The 18483-nt window shown below is 54.0% G+C and carries 13 protein-coding genes; 4 read left to right on the forward strand and 9 right to left on the reverse strand.

What is annotated here, in order from left to right:
- Positions 1 to 14: 14 nt before the first annotated feature.
- The 3 genes from GE073_RS23150 to GE073_RS23160 all read right to left on the reverse strand — a co-directional run bounded on the left by GE073_RS23150 (position 15) and on the right by GE073_RS23160 (position 3934).
- Positions 15 to 1136, reverse strand: coding sequence for a glycosyltransferase family 2 protein (locus GE073_RS23150; RefSeq protein WP_153784471.1), 1122 nt, complete (start codon positions 1134 to 1136; stop codon positions 15 to 17).
- The gene (locus tag GE073_RS23155; RefSeq protein WP_153784472.1) at positions 1137 to 2483 is read right to left on the reverse strand and encodes a GH1 family beta-glucosidase; all 1347 of its coding nucleotides are present in this window, start codon (positions 2481 to 2483) and stop codon (positions 1137 to 1139) included.
- Positions 2484 to 2554: 71 nt separating this feature from the next.
- Positions 2555 to 3934, reverse strand: coding sequence for a glycoside hydrolase family 30 protein (locus GE073_RS23160; RefSeq protein WP_153784473.1), 1380 nt, complete (start codon positions 3932 to 3934; stop codon positions 2555 to 2557).
- 396 nt (positions 3935 to 4330) lie between these two features.
- Between GE073_RS23160 and GE073_RS23165 the strand changes: the two genes are divergently transcribed.
- Positions 4331 to 5194 carry a helix-turn-helix domain-containing protein gene (locus GE073_RS23165; protein WP_052333241.1) on the forward strand — a complete coding sequence of 288 codons (864 nt, stop codon included), beginning with the start codon at positions 4331 to 4333 and terminating at the stop codon, positions 5192 to 5194.
- Positions 5195 to 5348: 154 nt separating this feature from the next.
- Positions 5349 to 6788: a hypothetical protein gene (locus GE073_RS23170; protein WP_153784474.1), complete on the forward strand. Its 1440-nt coding sequence runs from the start codon at positions 5349 to 5351 to the stop codon at positions 6786 to 6788.
- Between the two features lie 659 nt (positions 6789 to 7447).
- Here the strand turns inward: GE073_RS23170 and GE073_RS23175 are convergent.
- Genes GE073_RS23175 through GE073_RS23200 form a run of 6 tightly spaced genes read right to left on the reverse strand, consistent with a single transcriptional unit; the run spans position 7448 to position 13912 of the window.
- Positions 7448 to 8809 (reverse strand): DUF6056 family protein, encoded by a 1362-nt coding sequence (locus tag GE073_RS23175; RefSeq protein ID WP_153784475.1) that lies wholly within the window; start codon positions 8807 to 8809, stop codon positions 7448 to 7450.
- Positions 8810 to 8865: 56 nt separating this feature from the next.
- The gene (rfbD, locus tag GE073_RS23180; RefSeq protein WP_153784811.1) at positions 8866 to 9705 is read right to left on the reverse strand and encodes a dTDP-4-dehydrorhamnose reductase; all 840 of its coding nucleotides are present in this window, start codon (positions 9703 to 9705) and stop codon (positions 8866 to 8868) included.
- A 20-nt stretch (positions 9706 to 9725) separates the two neighbouring features.
- Positions 9726 to 10757, reverse strand: a complete 1032-nt coding sequence (rfbB, locus tag GE073_RS23185) for a dTDP-glucose 4,6-dehydratase (protein ID WP_153784476.1) — start codon at positions 10755 to 10757, stop codon at positions 9726 to 9728.
- 27 nt (positions 10758 to 10784) lie between these two features.
- The gene (gene rfbC / locus GE073_RS23190) at positions 10785 to 11342 is read right to left on the reverse strand and encodes a dTDP-4-dehydrorhamnose 3,5-epimerase (RefSeq protein ID WP_153784477.1); all 558 of its coding nucleotides are present in this window, start codon (positions 11340 to 11342) and stop codon (positions 10785 to 10787) included.
- A 32-nt stretch (positions 11343 to 11374) separates the two neighbouring features.
- A complete protein-coding gene (locus GE073_RS23195) occupies positions 11375 to 12118 on the reverse strand; it encodes a sugar phosphate nucleotidyltransferase (RefSeq protein ID WP_153784478.1) in 744 nt (247 codons plus the stop codon).
- Between the two features lie 21 nt (positions 12119 to 12139).
- Complete coding sequence (locus tag GE073_RS23200; RefSeq protein WP_228551921.1) at positions 12140 to 13912, reverse strand: glycosyltransferase family 2 protein; 1773 nt, start codon at positions 13910 to 13912, stop codon at positions 12140 to 12142.
- A gap of 120 nt (positions 13913 to 14032) precedes the next feature.
- On the opposite strand from GE073_RS23200, the gene GE073_RS23205 reads away from it, so the two are divergent.
- Both GE073_RS23205 and GE073_RS23210 read left to right on the forward strand, forming a co-directional pair.
- Positions 14033 to 16519 carry an O-antigen ligase family protein gene (locus tag GE073_RS23205; protein WP_153784480.1) on the forward strand — a complete coding sequence of 829 codons (2487 nt, stop codon included), beginning with the start codon at positions 14033 to 14035 and terminating at the stop codon, positions 16517 to 16519.
- Positions 16520 to 16773: 254 nt separating this feature from the next.
- Complete coding sequence (locus GE073_RS23210) at positions 16774 to 18366, forward strand: S-layer homology domain-containing protein (RefSeq protein WP_153784481.1); 1593 nt, start codon at positions 16774 to 16776, stop codon at positions 18364 to 18366.
- The last annotated feature ends 117 nt before the right edge of the window (positions 18367 to 18483 follow it).

The following is an 18483-nucleotide window of genomic DNA, read 5'->3' on the forward strand; positions in this document are numbered from 1 at the left end:
TTTTCATTCAGAATTTATTTCAGACACTTCATTGCAACCAGCTCGCGACGCTTCGCGCGCATCTCCGGCAGCCTCCGCATGATCTCCGGCCAGCAGCGGAGCAGATCGCGCTCCCTGAGCAGGATATACCCGAATTTGGCGAGTTCGATCGCGACGATCGCCGGCAGCCGCCTCCACTCGCGCTCGTTCTTGACGAGCGTGTAGAAGCGGTTCTGATAGGAATGCCGGCGGACGAAGGCCGACACCGACGTCCGTCCGCCCTCCTTCCAGCCGCGCGCGTGCAGCGCGCGGGCATCCGGCGCGTAGAGCGCGGCCCATCCGAGCCCGCGGGCGCGCCAGGCGACGTCGACGTCCTCCTTGTAGGCGAAAAACGTCTCGTCGAAAAACTCCCCGCCGAGGGAGACATGCCGGATCATGCTTCGGCGGTACATCGCCGCCGCGCCGGAGACGCCGAACGTCTCGCCGGCCTCCAGCCAGGCGGACGCAGGCTCGCCGGCGCCGCGGTCGCGGGCTTGACGCGCCGCGTCCATCGCCAGCCCGGTGCTGTCGATGAGCGCCTCCGCCGGCAGGCGGTCCAGCCAGGCTTGGACCGCCGGCGGCGATTCCCCGCCGCCGGCCTCGTCCGGCGCCGCAATCCCGCCTTCGGCGCCCCCTACGCCAGGGGCGCCGGCCAGCCCCTCTGCCGGCTGCCGCACGAGCATGCCCGTCGCGCTGCCCGCCTCCGGGCGGCGCTCCAGACTCTCGACGAGCCGCCGAACATAGTCCGGATGCAGCCGCACGTCCGGGTTGAGCACGAGCGCATAGTCGGCGTCCGAACGCGCGAGCGCCCGGTTCTGCCCTCCGGCGAACCCGGTGTTCACCGGGCTGAGCACGACGTCGAGCCCCTCGCCGATGCGGCCGAGGAGCTCCGGGGTGCCGTCGCCGGACGCGTTGTCCAGCACGACGATCTTTTCGATCGGGTAGCTCTGGGCGCGGACGCAGGCGAGGCAGCCCTCGATGTCGTCCACGCTGTTGTATGTCACGATATGCACGCTCACTGTCGCCCGGACAGAAGCGGCAGCGGAGCCCTGCGAGGCCCCGCTGCCGCCCTTGTCCGGAGACGGCGACGCCTGCGCCGCCGAATCCTGGATGTTCATTTAAACGTCGAACCCGCCTTCCGAAATGACCTTCTGTATAAAATAATAACTGTCTTTCGGCGTGCGTTCCAGTGTTTCGTAATCAGTATGGACGATTCCGAAGCGTTTGGCGTAGCCTTCGGCCCATTCGAAGTTGTCGAGAAGCGACCAGGCGTAGTAGCCCTTGAGCGGCACGCCGGAGTCGATGAGGCGCTGGCACTGGATGAAGTGCTTGCGGTAGTAGTCGACGCGCTGGGCGTCGTGCACGCCGCCGTCCTCGGCCACATGGTCGTCGGTGCAGGCGCCGTTTTCCGTGATGTAGATCGGGATGTCGCCGTACTCCTCATGCAGCCAGCTCAGCACCTTGTACAGCGCCTCCGGGTATACGTTCCAGCCGATGAACGTCTGGTCGAAGCCGACCTGCACGTCCTCGCTGTCGAACAGCCCGCTGTCCTTCTTGTAGCGCGTGTAACCGCCGGTGTAGAAGTTCACGCCGATGAAGTCGATCGGCTGTCCGATCGTCTCCATGTCGCCTTCGAGGATCGGCACCTCGATGCCCTTGCCTCGGAACCAGTCGACCATGAACTGCGGGTAGGAGCCCTTCAGCGTCGGCTCGAGGAACCATTCGTTGCCCCAAGCGCGCGAGCGGCGCGCCGCCTCCACGTCCTCCGGCCGCGTCGTATACGGCTCGGACCAGCTCAGGTTGTGCGTCGTGCCGATCTGGCCCGGCAGGTTCAGGCTGCGATACAGCTGCACGGCGCGGCCGTGCGCCACGAGGCAATGATGCGCGACATTCGTCGCCAGCTGCAGGTCGGTGTGGCCCGGAGCGTGCACGCCGATGAAGTTCGAGAGGAACGAGACGCACCACGTCTCGTTGAACGTGATCCACGACTTCACCTTGTCGCCGAATGCCTTGAACACGACCTCCGCATACGCCAGGAACGCATCGATCGTCTCGCGGTTGTCCCAGCCGCCCTTGTCCTGCAGCGCCTGCGGCAGGTCCCAGTGGTAGAGCGTCACGGCCGGCTCGATGCCGGCGGCGATCAGGCCGTCGATGACGCGGCGGTAGTAGTCCAGACCCTTCTCGTTGACCTCGCCCGTGCCCTGCGGGAAGATGCGCGGCCAGGCGATGGAGAAGCGGTAGGACGTCACGCCGAGCTGCTTGAGCAGCGCGATGTCCTCCTCGTAGCGATGGTAGCTGTCGCAGGCGACGTCGCCTGTGTCCCCGTTCACGACCTTGCCGGGCGTGCGGGCGAACGTGTCCCAGATGGACAGGCCGCGGCCGTCCTCGTCATAAGCGCCCTCGATCTGGTACGAGGCGGTCGCCGTGCCCCAGACGAAGTCTTTCGGGAAAGAAATGCGTGCCATAGGAATTCCTCCTGATCAAGTAGGTTGATGCCGCAGTGCCGGGCTTCTTCTGCGGACGAAGTCCGAACGGGCTAGCGGAACAGCAGCGTCTGGATCGCATGCGCCGGAATCGAGCTGTCGGCCAGCTGGCCGCGATGGCGCACGACGTACGGCAGCTCGGCGTCGGTGCGGTTCAGCACGACGAGCGCGATCGTGCCGTCCGGGTTGCGGAACGCCGTCTGCTCCAGCTTGTCGGTGTAGCGGGAGCTGCCGATGCGCACCGCGCCGGGACGGATGTAGCGGCTGAAATGCGCGATGTAGTAGAACGAGCTTTCATAAGTGATTTCGTCGGTCGTCGTGTCGGCGATGATCGGCGCGTCGCAGAAATTGCCGACATGGTTCGGACCGCCGCTCTCGTCGAGCACGATGTTCCAGTCGGTCCAGCCCGTCGTCCAGTGGTTCAGGTTGCCGAGGATGTCATGGCCGTAGCGCTCGCCGGTCGCCCAGGAGCCGAGCTGGACGCCGCCCTCCTGGCAGCCCTCGCTGAAGAACAGCGCCTTGTCCGGGAAGCGGTCATGCACCGCCGAGAGCGCCTCGAAGTGGTCGCCGGAGTACCAGTGGAAGCAGATGCCCCAAATGTGCTTCGATGCTTCCGGGTCGGTGAACGCGGTCACCGCGCGCTCATAGACGCGCTCCTTGTTGTGGTCCCAGATCATCACCTTGATGTGGCCGTACCCGGCCTGCTGCAGCACCGGACCGAGATGGTCGCGCACGAAGTCCTTTTCCTCCTCGGCCGTATACACGCAGGAATCCCAGGTCTGCACCGCCTTGGCCTCGTTCTGCACGCTGAGCGCCCAGATCTTGACGCCCTCCGCCTCGTACGCCTGCACGTACTTCACGAACATGTCGGCCCACGCCTGGCGGTACTCCGGCTTCAGCTGGCCGCCCTGGTTCATCTGGCCGTTCGTCTTCATGAACGGAGGCGGGCTCCACGGCGAGGAGAACAGCTTGAACTCGCGGCCGGCCTTCTGAGCCGCGCGGCGGATGAGCGGCAGGATCTGCTCGCGGTCATGCTCGACCGTGAACGTGGCGAGCTCGTCGTCGCCGTCCTCCACATAGGCATAGTTGCCGAGGGAGAAGTCGCAGCTCTGGATATGCGAGCGGCAGAGCGTGTATCCGATGCCCTTTTCCGGATCGAAGTACGCGTCGATGATCTCCTGCTGGCGGGCCGGGCTCATCTTGGCGATCGTCACGGCAGACGCCTCTGTCAGCGCTCCGCCGAAGCCTTCGATCGTCTGGTAGGAGATGTCGTCGTAAATGTTGATCAGTTGGCTCTCGTGGCCGTTCTCGTCGGCGCGGAAGCTCAGCCGCGGCTGCTCGGCGAGCCGTTCGCCGGTGTCTTTCGCGGTCTGCACGAGACGGATCGTTCCGGCCTCCGTCGTTAAGAATGCGCTTGCAGCCTGCTCGTTCATCGGGCTCATCCTTTCCTCAACCTATGCCCTTATTATAAAAGGAGAGCCCTTATCCTTTGTAGAAACAATCTGGCTAGGAACCTCAACGATCTGGTCGCCGAAAAGATTCGCCCGCCATTCATCTGCCATTCATCTGAATCGGATATACTGGAAAAGCCTTGATCCAGAACAAATTCCCGGCTTGCGCCGTCTGGAAGATGAGCTCGCGCGGATGCGGCAATGACCAAGGCCGGACGGATCCTTCCGACGGCCTCTCGCCCGACGGCGTCCACCGATTTCAGAGAGGGTCGACCGGATGATTCCGCGTCCACCCCCTTGCCAGCCGCCGCATTCCCCAGCCTGAAGCCGCTCACGGCTCGGCACTCCAATCCTTCCTGAGAAAGGTGGCTGCCCGCCATGTCCTGGTACAACGGACCGCTCCCGGCTCCCGGCGCGCCTGCGGTCAAGCCGCTGGCGCCTGCGGATGCGCCCGCGGTGTCTATCGTCCTGTGCGACTATTCGCGGCATGAGCAGCCGTTCCAGCAGTCGATGCGCGGCGGGCTCGAGTGCTACCTGTTCCGTCTGCAGATCGAAGGCCAGGCGTCCGTCCTGCTGGGCGGTCGGATGGAGACCGTGCTGCCGGGGGAGCTGCTGCTTTTTCCGCCGGGCGAGGCGTATGAGATCGACATCGTCCCTGGTGGGGATGAGCCCGGCCACGGAGCGAGCGCGGATTATTATTTCATGGCGACCGGGTCGTGGCTCGACCGCTGGTGGCAGCAGGAAGCACGCCCGCGCCGCGCCCGGATCGCCGACGACGGCAAGATCCAGGGCATCTGGCATCAGCTCGCGCTGGAGAGCCGGCGCCTCGACGGGGGCAGCCCCGAGATCCTGTCGGCGCTGCTGCAGGCGCTGTGCCTGCTGCTGGAGCGCGCGATCCGCGAAGCGCCGGCCAAAGGCGGTCCGGGCGCGCTGCTCGCGATGAAGCTCAAGCACTTCGTCGAAGCCCACGCGACGCGGGCGTTCACGCTCGACGAGGCGGCGGCCCATGTCGGCATCAGCAAGACGCGCGCCGTGCATCTGTTCAAGCAGGAGACCGGCGGCTCGATCATGCAGTATGCGCAGCAGGTCCGGCTCGCGCTGGCGCTGCGGCTCATGGCCGGCAGCCAGCTCACGCTCGAGCAGATCGCCGACGAAGCGGGCTTCGGCAGCTACACCTACTTCCACCGGGTGTTCCGGGAAAAGTACGGCGTGCCGCCCGGGGCTTACCGGAGGCGGGAGTAGGGAGTAGGGATTCATCGCGCTTTTTTCTCCGACATCATCAGGTACAGGGTGCCGGCATCCGGATGCCGGGTACCTAATGCCGGATTCCGGATACCGACATATAAGCCGGATTCTTGGACATCTCCACTTCCTGCCGAAAGGAGGGCCCCCGCCCTTGTCCTCTTCCTCCTCTGCCGCTTCTCTAGCCGAGCCGATGTCCGCACGGACCTTCGGCCTATGGGCCGCCGGGCTGTTCCTGGCCGGACTTGCCGCTCGCTTGCTCCTCGGCCTCTATACAAACGGCTATGTCGGCGACCAAATGTACTTCATCCGCTGGATGCAAGGCGCGATGGAGCATGGCGTCCGCCTTTCCTACGTACATGCGGACATGCAGAATTACCCTCCCGTTTTCATCGCGATCCTGGAGGGCTATGGCCATGTGCTGAATGCCCTTGGGCTGGAGATCAAGACGGCCCATCTGACCTCCAAAGCGCTTCCGATCCTGTTCGATCTGCTCGCCATGGCGATCCTGCCCCTCGTCCTGCGCCGCCGGCTGTCCCGGCGCTCGCAGCTGCTCCTGCTTGGAGCGCTCGCGCTGAATCCGGCGCTGCTCGCCGACGGGGCGATCTGGGGTCAAATTGACGTCTTCCATAGCCTGCTCATGGCGCTGGGCGTACTTGCGCTCGTCGGCCAGCCGTTTCTGGCGGGAGCGCTTCTCGGCATCGCGCTGCTCAGCAAGTTCCAGGCGATCGTCATCGCGCCTATTATCGGAGCGTATGCGCTGCGCCGGATGCTGCGGCGGGACTTTGCCCATCCGCTGCTGCTTGCGGCAGGCTTTTTGGCTCCGCTAGCGCTGACAGCCGCCTGGTTCAGCGCCAACGGCACGCTGGACGACATGGTCCAGGCCGCCTACTTGAGCGCGACCGACATGTACCCGCAGCTGTCGCTGAACGCCTTCAACCTGTGGTACCACCTGTTTACAGATCCGTCCTTGAACGACACGACCACCTTGGCGGCCGGGATGAGCTACAAGACGTTCGGCTTCCTCCTGCTCGGCCTGGCCTGCGCCTTCGTCGCCGCCTACGTCCTGCTGCTGAAGCAGCTTCGCACCGTTCACCTGCTGATGGCCTCCGCATTCATCAACCTGGCCTTCTTCATGCTCCCGACCGAGATCCACGAGCGGTACGGTGTTCCGGCGATGCTGTTCCTGGTGCTGGTTCCATTTTTGATGGGACGCGAGACAACGTCCGCTTTCGACACAACGGCCAGTCCGAGGATTGTCCTTGTCCCGGAACCAGCCGCCGGCACCGGCTCACCCCATCCTCTACGTCGCTGGACGCCGCGCCGCCTTTGGTCTTTTGCCGCCGGCTGGTTCACCCTCTCGACCGCGCTCAACATCTGGATGGTGCTGAACGGCGGGATGGGCGGGAGATTCGTGGAAAGAAGACTTAAATTAATACCTCCTCATTACCATCCACACCGCTTTGCTTATGGTATGGACATGAGAAGATGGGAGTTTTGTATTTCTGTACTTCTGGGTGGAGCAAATATGATTCTACTCTTTATTGCTTTCACTCTAATGACGCTTGCCTTAACCCGTAAATATCGCTTTTAAATTAAGAGGATCGGACTTTAAACTTGGGCATTCTCCGGGGCGATCTTTGATGAGCCGTTAGAGCTTCGTTTAATTGCTCCACCGTTTCCGTGGCGAACTCATGCCCTAAGAAAGTACCTACGTAGCCAACCATTTGACGTTCTAGTTAGAGCTACTTCCTAGGACGGGTATCGGCCCGCAAAGCAGATCTTCAATCCTCGGAGGAATTCTAAAATCGTAGCATCGTGGATTCATTGCTTCAAGCTCAGATCGTTCGTAGCGGATTGAAGATTCCATATAGACACCGAGCTGGGAAGTAGATTTCCAAAGAAGCAGCCGTACGATCTGGCATTAGGACTGCCGCGTACAACTGCGTCCTACATTAAATTAACGCAACTGCACATGCCTTGATATCGCCCCCGTCGGACTAGACTGTATCCAATTCCCGATGGATATATGTGCCGTTCTTTCGAAAGTACTTGTACGCTGCGGCTCAAGATACCGTCGAGAAACCGACCGTTTATCTCGACAGGCTTGCGCCGTTTCTCTTGAAGCCGCTCATGAACCCGTTTCTAGTGTCAACTATCTCTAATGTTAAATTGGGACTTCCTACTACCATCCCTCAATTAATAAAAACGATTATTTTCACTTAAGAAAATAATCGTTTTTATCGTTTTTTATTAATACATGATCAGATAAACACCATCTTTATTCCACCACATTACTAGTTCAATTAGATTAACAACAGAGAACACAGATATTAATAAAAACATCGGCTTCGGAAAATCAAGTCCGTTCTCTTTAATCATTTTTATATTTAAAAATAAAATAATAATGGCGCTTACCGTGAGCACTCTATTACCTGAAACAAAAATTGTCGGCGAGAAGAACATGACAGCCATCGCAGAAATAGCAGACATGAACAAAAAGAAGGATAAGACTTTTTTATGCGACACCTTTATAGATAGAATCATTAATAAAATCAAGTATAGTGACCAGAATATGTATGGTATCAAAGCAGAAAAGAACTTAATATTCCATTCAGAAGCATCAAAAGTAGTGTGAAGGAAATTAAAATTTTTTATTTGATTAAAATCTCGAAACAGATATCCATAAAATTCGGTAAGAGACATGGCGATGTTTATGGAGAATAACACCAGAAATATATAAGGTAGTATATTCTTTTTTTCATACCACCCGTTTTTAAACAGAATCCAGATAATCACAGCTGAAGTGAACGTAATCAAAATATTCATTTGATTAAATAGTTTATCATACATCCATATAACACCTACATATACATGATCCTTTAAAGATAAATCATCAAAACCTGGATACCAGGACTTGACCTCACTCGCAAATCTAAGATCGTTTCCAGGAGCTGTTAACACAAAGATCAGCCCAATAACCATAGCTGAAGTCAAAACCAATAAATATTTATCTTGTTTTTTCTTTTCTATCGCTCTGGAAATATGTGTAAGAACTGCAAATGCTGTTACACATAGGATCATTTGTTCATTTGACAAGCATGACATAGCAACTAGAAAAAGAAAGAGTAAAAATTTTTTGAAACTTAGTTTGGCCTCCCCCCTAAACAAGTGATCTGAATAAGGGATTAAAACAAATAATCCAATAGTTATTGGCCAGAGATATACTAATGAACCAGTAATCCAAAAAAAAGATGAACTTAAAATTGGTTTGCTCAAAAACCCAATCAAAGTTAAAGATAGCAAGAAATCTTTTAAATCAACTTCTTTCTTCAGCAACCTGATCATCGCATAGCTTAAAAGAAATATTATTAGAGGATTAAATAATTTCCAAAACCATACACCATGCCCTAGAATAAGATAAAATAAAGTTTCGGAAAACAGCCTGCTAGACCAGTTTTGGTATCGATATGCAATCCACTCAAATAGGGATCCTTCTATATTGGCAAAATGAATATCATCACTCCCGTCTGAAAGGGTAATCTGCAGATGAATCGCCAGTAGGGCAACATAAATCAACGATATATACAACAATGACTTTTTGTTTAGAACCATAGGCAACGTTCCCTTTTCAAAGATTATACTGGCGTATTAAATACGCCAGTATGGATTTAAATAGAAGAAATAAATTCCCCCAGAGACTGTCTCCAATGTGGCAAATCATTAAATCCGTTTGACCGGATTGCCCCATGATCCATGATGGAGAACTTCGGCCTTGGCGCGGGGCGCGGGAACTCCTCCGTCGTGCACGGATCGGCCTGCGCCTTCAGACCGGCTTCCTCAAAAATCGCCTGTGCGAACTCATGCCAGGAGCAGCTGCCCGTATTGGAGGCATGGTAGATGCCGTAAGCTTCCGAGCGCGCCAGCTCCAGCAGGAGCGCGGCAAGATCCTTCGTATACGTCGGCGAACCGAACTGATCGCTCACGATGGAAAGGCGATCCTTTTCCGCCCCGAGCTTCAACATCGTCTTGACGAAATTAGCGCCATGCTTGCCATACACCCACGACGTCCGGACAATGAACCAGCGGTCATGCAGCGACTGCACCAGCTGCTCCCCGGCCAGTTTTGATTTTCCGTACACAGTCTTGGGATTCGGCAGATCGTACTCTTCATAAGGACGCTCTGCTTGACCATCGAACACATAATCCGTGCTGACATAAATGAGCTTGGCTCCTACTTCCTTCGCCGCCAAAGCGACATTGCGAGTCCCCGCCGCGTTGACCCGATAGGCGCCGTCCCGATCCGTCTCCGCCTGATCGACAGCCGTGTAAGCGGCGCAGTGGATGACCACGTCCGGCTTGAACTCTTCCATGGCCTTCCTGCATTGCTCCAGCGAAGTAATATCGAGCTCGTCGCGGCCAAGACCGACGATGTTCAGCCCATCCTCCGGCTGCCACAGCGCAAGCTCTTTTCCCAGCTGCCCATTCGCGCCAGTGACCAGGATGTTCAATGGCTTCTGCGTGCCAGCGCTCATGCCTTGTCATTCGGCTGCTGCAGCCGATCTCCATATTGCATGTCGTAATACTGCTGGTACGCTCCGCTGAGCACGCCTTTCATCCATTCCTCGTTGTCCAAATACCAACGGATCGTCGCTCGGATGCCGGATTCATAGTCGTGCTTCGGCGTCCAGCCGAGCTCGCTGCGGATCTTGTCGGCGTCGATCGCATAACGCCGGTCATGTCCAAGCCGATCCTTGACGAACTGGATGAGGCTTTCCGGCTTGCCAAGCTCCTGAAGGATCGTCTTGACGACCTGCAAGTTGTTCCGCTCGTTGCGTCCGCCGACGTTGTACACCTCGCCGTTCACGCCTTTGTGAATGACGAGATCAATCGCGCTGCAGTGATCCTCGACATACAGCCAGTCGCGTACGTTGAGCCCGTCTCCGTACACAGGCAGCGGCTTGTCTTGCAGTGCATTCTGAATCATGAGCGGAATGAGCTTTTCGGGAAATTGGAACGGTCCGTAGTTGTTCGAGCAGCGCGTGATGTTCACCGGAAGCCCGAATGTCTCGTGGTAAGCGCGCACCAGAAGATCGGCTCCCGCCTTGCTGGCCGAGTAAGGACTGTTGGCGGCGAGCGGCGTCTCCTCGGTAAAGAGGCCCGTTTCTCCGAGCGTGCCGTACACCTCGTCCGTCGAGACTTGCACGAACTTTTGCACGCCGTATTGCTTGGCCAGCTCCAGCAGCGTCTGCGTGCCGAGCACATTCGTCTTGACGAAGACATCCGGCTCCAGAATGCTGCGGTCGACATGGGACTCCGCCGCGAAGTTCGACACGACATCGACTCCGGCTTGGAACAGCGGCTCCAGCTCATCTCGCTTCGTAATATCGGCTTTTACAAATCGGACCTTCGGATTGCCTTCCACCGATTTGAGGTTTTCCAGATTTCCTGCATAGGTTAGAGCATCGACATTGATGATTTCATACTCGGGGTATTTTTCGGCCATATACAGCACGAAATTGCTCCCGATGAATCCGGCTCCGCCGGTAACAAGCAGCTTCACAGTGGCAACGTTCCTTTCTCGTTGGAATCAGCCTTCAAAGGTGAAATTGATATCGGCATCGGCCAGTACCGGATGCTTCCCGTCTTTATCAGAGAGCACCGGCTTACGAACCGGCCAATCGATTCCGAGCGCAGGATCGTTCCACGCAATGCCGCGATCATGTTCCGCCGAGTAGAATTCATCCACCTTGTATTGAACCTCGGAGTTCGGCACCAAGGTGCAGAAGCCATGCGCGAAGCCCTTCGGCACGAGCAGCTGACGATGGTTGGCTGCGCTCAGGATAAAACCTTGCCACTGGCCGAAAGTAGGAGAACCTTTGCGGATGTCGACGACCACGTCATAGATCGCTCCGGCTGTGCAGCGGACGAGTTTAGTTTGGGCTTTGGGGTTGAGCTGATAGTGAAGACCGCGGAGGACACCCGCCTCTGCGGAAAGGGAATGATTGTCTTGAATGAAGCCATGCTTGATGCCATTTTGATGAAACCGGGCTTCGTTATAGCTTTCGACAAAAAAGCCCCGGTGATCTCCATGAACGGCTGGCTCAATAAGTTTCAACCCTGGCAGCTTCGTCTCGTGAACGTTCAAGAAAACACCATCCTTTCTCTTCTTCTCATTGCTTAAAGCTTGAGCTTGCCGAACTCTTCCCCAAAAACGAGATCTTTAGCCAGTTCGTTTGCATGGGTCAAGGAGGCATGCGTACCCGCGTCGGTCCACCATCCTCTTAAAATATCATATGAGAGAGAGTTGGATTTGATATAGGCATTATTGACATCCGTAATCTCAAGCTCTCCTCGGCCGGAAGGCTGGAGAGTTTTAATGATGTCGAACACCTTGCTGTCATACATATAGATGCCTGTAACGGCATAGCTGCTCTTCGGCTGCGCCGGCTTCTCTTCGATGGAAACAATTCGATCACCATCGAGTTCGGGCACGCCGTAGCGTTGCGGATCGTGAACTTCTTGGATGAGGATCTTAGCGCCTTTCTGTTGACTGCGGAAGTTGTTTACATATTCCGAAATTGAATCGGAAAATACATTATCCCCAAGGATGACGACTATTTGATCATCATCGGCAAAATGTTCAGCCAAGCCAAGAGCCTGAGCGATTCCTCCTGCCTGATCCTGGACCTTGTAGGTCAAATTGACGCCAAATTCATGTCCGCTTCCTAAGAGGTTCACGACATCGCCCATGTGCTCTTTGCCGGTTACAATTAATATATCCAAGATATTTGCAACCTTAAGCTTTGCAATCGAATGGAAGATCATAGGATATTTACCTACGGGAAGCAAATGTTTATTTGTAACCTTAGTCAGTGGATAAAGACGTGAACCGGTTCCTCCTGCTAATATGATTCCCTTCATTTCGCATCCCCCCTGAATATGCTAGCTTAAAACTCTTTTTATTTGACGATAGATTTTTTTCTTTACTTTATGCAATAAAACACGCGGACCTACAGCTCTTAACCTAGAAGAAAATTGCTTCGAGAACTTAATTTCATAGAGCTCGAAAAGTTCTCTAAATGTCACATTTACGTATTCATTCATATGCTTCCTTCTAACTATATCAAGGTAAGAGTCAAGTAACCGTTGCCGTTCTGAGTTTGTATGGCCTTCAGCAGGGACGCGGTAGAGAGAAGTTAATTTGTCAACAAAGAAAAATGGCCTATGCGAAGCATACCTTAACCATAAGTCCCAATCTTCTAAAACCTCAAGATTCGGATCAAAGCCTCCAAGCTCCTCGTAGAGCGATCGGTTGAACAAAACGGTTTGTATCGGAAAATAATTGTGATGAATTAGGGTAGCTAGATCAAAAGGCTGCTTATGTTGGACAAAGTAGAGATGCTCTTCATAACGGTAAGGATCTAAAGAAAGGATTTTAGTCGGAACTTCAAAACTCGTGGAGTAAGCAGCCGCCGTTCCTCTCTGCTCCGTAACTCCTCGAACAAGCACTTCAATGTGATCTGCAAATAAAAGATCATCATCATCCAAGAAGTTGAACCACTCTCCGGACGCCATTTGAAGCGCGATATTCCCTGCATTACAACGGCCTACCCTAGTTCCGGTTGCTGTGTAGACGATATTTAGATCATGAAACTCAGATTGAATAAGTGTTTTTGATTTCGGCTCGCCGTCTTCAACGATTACGATCTCCAGATTGGGGTACGTCTGGTTCCGACAGCTGATCAAAGCTTCCCTCAACATTTGAGGCCTATTGCATGTTCGAATCAAAATTGAAACCAGGGGAAATTCTTCGACTTTTTTATGAAAATAAAAAGCCCCTTCTCGATTCACCTCGTAATCCCATAACTTAAAGCTAGGAAGAAAAGAGGAGCCAACATTCTGCTTTCCCCTCCAAGCCCTAAAAACTCGACCTTCTCCAAAACTTCTGTAAATTTGGCTTAGCGTAATAGCGTGATGCTTAGTTGAGGGGCCCCCTATACCCAGCAATCCCAGCATTAGTACATACCCTTTCATTACATCAAGCGCAGTCCCGAACTTATATCGAAGCATCAAATTAACATATACGCTATTATAAAATTGGGTTTCCTTAACTTGATTTGCATTATCGTAAGTATAATGAAATACGACGCTTTTCGGCACATAACGAAGCTTATATCCCTTGTGTCTAAGTCTCCAACTTAAATCTACATCTTCCCCATACATAAAAATGTTCTCGTCAAACATTCCTATCTCTAAAAACGCATCCCTCCTCACAAGCATGCAAGCTCCACTTGCCCAGGACACGTCAAGAGTGACAGGGTTGTAACGTTTCGGATGCTCATATGGAAACTGTCTAGATTCCCACAATGCGACATCGGGAGAAGACGTTTGAACAGCATTCATAAGCTCGGCGATTGCATCAGGAGCAACTTCAGTATCAATATTTAAAAAGAAAACCAACTCTTGACTTGTATGGCGAACTCCCACATTATTAGCTTTTCCAAAACCTAAATTCTCTTTTTGAAAAAGAATCTGAAATTGTTTAAGTTTTTCATTTTGATATTTTTTTAAGATGAAAGCAGTGTTGTCCGTAGAGCCATTGTCTACTACGGTGATATAAATGCATTCTGCCGGATATGTAGAACTACTAATAGCATCCAAACAATTTGAAATCCATTTTTCTGAATTATAGGTCACGAGTACTATATCCAGCATTTTCACGACTTTTACCTCACGATCTTACATTTGAACTGAATTGAGAATTTAGTACTGTCTAACAAATGAAAATCAATTAAAATAACTGTAGAGCCCAGACTTGATAAAAAGGAGTTTACCATGAATCGACAACCTTCACCACCCAAGTACATCAAAAAGGAAGAATCTGACGTATCCCTGCTAAAGTGGGCAGCGATTCTCATGGCGGCCATTTTCTTCCTGATGTATACGTTCAAAGCCGGCTTATTCAACGGGTATGACTTCAACTTCGAGAAGAAGCTGATCGGCGCCTCAATCTACTCCCTCTGCTTCGTGCTCCTCATGTCCGTGCACCTGTTCAAGGTCTGGACCATGAACAGCTGGAAAGCGATCCTGTCCATCGCCATCTGGCTGCTCCCGCTCAGCTTCGCCATCTCCTCCATCGGAGCCGCCTCCGACAATACAGCCAACATCATGATGATGGTCAGCTGCCTGCTCGCTTCCTTCTTTGTCTTCGGTCTCTATTATAACGACAACCGCTTTACGAGAGTTGCGCTCGAGACCATTCTGATCCTGACCAGCTACGTGCTCGTCTGGTTCGGCATCCTCAACCTGTTCGGCCAATATTGGTACCCCGACGCGCTCTGGTTCCAGCTCGGCACTTATCGGATGACCTCTGTCTTCCAGTATCCGAATACATATGCCGCCTTGCTGATCGCCATCCTGCTGGCGGCAGCCTATTACACGACTCATGCGAAAAAACGCCTTTGGATCGGAATCCATGCGTTCATGCTCGTCCCGGTATTCGTGTCGTTCATGCTGACCTACTCGCGCGCCGCGCTGGTCGTCATTCCGGCAGCCGTCCTGCTGACGATGCCGTTTCTCAAGGTCAGCAAACAGCTTGTTTACGTCTTGCATCTTTTCATCACCGTCGGCGTTTCCTTTGCCGTACTGAGCGTCGTCGAGTCAAAAGCCTTCACGATTGCTCAGCAAGTGCTCCGTTTCAACGAAGGCGGATCTCAGATCCCACCTGAAAAGCTGATGCCGCTCTTCAGCTCGGAAGCTCTGGCGGGCTGGGGCGCTCTCCTCGGCGCTTCTCTTGTCGCCATGCTCCTTGTGCTCGCAGTCAATCGGTGGATCGAGCCTGCTTTAGAACGCGGCCTTGAATCATTTTCCAAGCGCAAGATCTCTTATCTCGCCGCTCCAGCCGCAATGATTGTTCTAGCCGTCATCGGTGCCGCGCTCGTCCTGTCCAGCTCCGCTGTGCGGGATCTGCTCCCTGCCAACCTGGCCAACCGCCTGGAGAACATCAGCTTCAAGCAGCATAGCGTGCTCGAGCGGGCGACGTTTTATGAAAACGGTCTGGACATCGCGGCCGATTATCCGCTGTTCGGAGCAGGGGGGGGCGGCTGGCAAGCCCTTTACCAGCAATATCAGTCGAACCCTTATACCAGCAACCAGGCCCACAGCTATCTCATTCAGTTGCTCGTCGAAACAGGCTGGATCGGCTTGCTTCTTCACCTTGCGGTGTTCGCGCTCGCTTACTTCCTGTTCGTCCGCAGCTGGATCCGCCATCCGGAGAAGCGCGGCAGCCAGCTCATCTACTATATTTTCACCGTTTCCATCCTGCTTCATAGCTTCTTCGACTTCGACATGAGCTATATTTCCATCGCAGCCATCGTCTTCTTCTCTCTCGGCAGCATGATCGGCGTCTACGACAAGGAGTTGTCCCTGCCTAAACTCACTTTGAAAAAGACCGCCTTCAATCGGCTCTATCCGACTGTATTGGCTGCCTTGACCATTCTTGTCGGCGTATTCGCCTACCGGTTCTATGCTTCCTATATCCAGTTCGACAAGGCTCGCGCCCTTGCTCAGCAACAAGCGTCGATTGACCAGATTTTCCCGGCTTTGGACAAAGCGATCTCGCTTTCCCCCTCCAATACCCAATACTATTTGGTCAAGGCCGATTGGCTGACGCAAGTCTATCAGCAGACGCAAAATGCCGACTATTTAGACCAAGCTAAAAAAAATCTTCAAAAAGCGCAACTTCATGACCCGTACGAGCGTCAAATCATACAGGCTGAATACAACAACCGTCTTTTGGCCGGAAACGTAAAGGAAGCGATCGCGATCATCGAAGACGGATTGGTCAAGTTCCCATGGGATATTACGCTCTACGAAATGGGAATCAAGCAGTATGCCGATCTCGGCTTGAATGAACACGGCAATGAAGATCCTGCTTACGAACAGAGCTGGGGTCGCGCCTCCGAGCTTTACGAGGAAGTCGTATCGAGGACCGACAAGCTCAAGGATTTGCCGCCGGAGCAGCTGCAAGGCCGCCGCTTCGACATCTCGACGACCATCCGCCAAGCGATGGGACAAGTCGACTTCCACTCCGGACGTTTTGCAGAAGCGGTAGAAGTATTGAAACCGTCTATCGGCGATGCTCTCACCCCAGCCGATGAATCTCAAGAAGCTCAGACGGCTGCCGGGACCTCGCGCTCTACTGTCCGCTATTACATCGCTTCCTTGGAAAAGCTGGGACAGAAGGATGACGCTCTGAAAGAGAAATTGATTCAAGCGGATTCAAACGAGGAAAAGCTGGTTAATCAGCTCATAGCGTCCTGATTTTTACACTCATCGACAGGATACTACCGAATACCCGATAGTTTTACAAAATTACCACAAAGGCCCTTTTCTTTCTCGGGATTCTTGCTTATAATAGCTTTTATCTCTGCAGGACTCCCGAGAAAGAGTTCTACTAAAGGCATTAAGGAGGGAAACGAGTTGCATAGCTTCAAGAACAGTGATCTGCAAGCGCAGAATCACAAGGATTCTTACTGCCCTTTTGATTTCCATTTATTTTCTCGAAAGGAGGTGAAATGAAAATTATGAAAAAGCTTGTAACAAAAAAGACTGCGGCTTTGCTCGTCTTCATGATGATGGTATCCGCTCTGTCTCCGGTGCTCGCCTTCGCGGCCTCGAACTTTGAGAACCTGTCCGCTACGGATAGTCGTGTAACAGGTACCGTATACGTCGAAGCAGATTCTTATATTGCCAAAGACGTGTATATTGATGACCAAAATCGCATCGCGATTCAAGTGTATGGAGAAAACGACACTGTCGGAACTACGGTTTATGCGACTTACAGTACATACACCGCCGACGGCAGATATCTCTACACCATCAACTCTACGGTATCTTACTCTACTTACTACACCCTCAAATACGGCGATAAAAGCGCCGTAGGCGGCGCTGTATACGGTCGAGTCACGAATGGCACGAGCTTCCCAGGTTTCCCAGGGATTCCTCCGGTGACCGGCGGTGACATCATCGGTGCTGACGGCAAAGTTAACCGCGACCGGTTGATCGCAGCTCTGGCAGCAGACGAAAACGCCCGTATCAAAACGACTACGGACACGGTTTATCTGCCTGCCGACGCTCTGCTGAACGGCAAGACGCTGACCATCTACAACGATGCCGGCGTATCCATCACGCTTCCGCTTGCTGCGCTGAAACTGGCTGATCTGGCGAAATCCCTCGGGGTCGAGCTGAAAGATCTGGTCATCCGCGTGGAAATGAAGAAGCTTGAAGGCGATGCGGCGAAAGCCGTCAACGATGCCGTGAAAGCAGTCGGCGCGACGCAGCTGGCTGACGCTTACGACTTCAAAGTTGTAGCTGTCGGCGGCGGCAAGGAGCTCCCGATCGAGAAGTTCGGACAACTCGTACAACGTACGATTCCTCTGACTTCGGCCGCTACGCCAAGCGCTGCAGGCGTCCTGTTCAACCCGACCGCGAAAGAGCTGAGCTTCGTGCCTAGCACGTTCGCCAAGGCAGACGACAAGACGATCGCTACGCTGAAGCGTGACGGTTCCTCCATCTACACGGTGATTCAAGGCAAGACGGCTCGCTTCAATGACGCGCTGCCGTTCTGGTCCAAGAACGCTGTCGAGTCCCTCTCCGAGAAGCTGATCGTTGAAGGTACGGGCAAAAACCTGTTCGAGCCGAAACGCGGCATCACGCGTGCGGAATTCGCAGCGCTGGTCATCCGTTCGCTGGGAGTACAGCCTGTAACGTCGTCGACCTACAAGTTCAACGACGTCATCTCCACCAAATGGTATGCCGGCACGGTAGCTGCTGCTGCTGAAATCGGCCTGGTCATTGGGGACGAGAAAGGCAACTTCAACCCGAACGCGCCAATCACTCGTAAAGAGGTAGCCGCTATCGTCGTTCGCGCGACGGAGTACGCCGGAAAATCCATCAAGCTGTCGGATGCGGATGCAAACGCAGCTCTGGCTGGATTCAAGGATACGGCAATCCTCGGATGGGCAAAAGCTGAGGTCGCCGCTGCTGTGAAAGCCGGCATCGTGAACGGCCAATCCTCGACTGCGATCGCAGGAAACGCCTTTGCTAACCGTGCTGAAGCGGCAACGATGATCGCACGCTATCTGCCGATCGCTGGCCTCTCGAACTAATCCTTCCTTAGCCAGCAAAAAAGCGGCCCTTCGGGGCCGCTTTTTCATGTTCAGAGGAGAAAGCTAGACCCTCTCATGGAGAGAAGAAACGGAAGCCTCTGCTCTAGAGAGCAGAGG

Origin of the sequence: Paenibacillus sp. B01 (assembly GCF_009649995.1) — a bacterium.
GTDB classification, from domain to species: Bacteria; Bacillota; Bacilli; order Paenibacillales; family Paenibacillaceae; genus Paenibacillus_O; species Paenibacillus_O pasadenensis.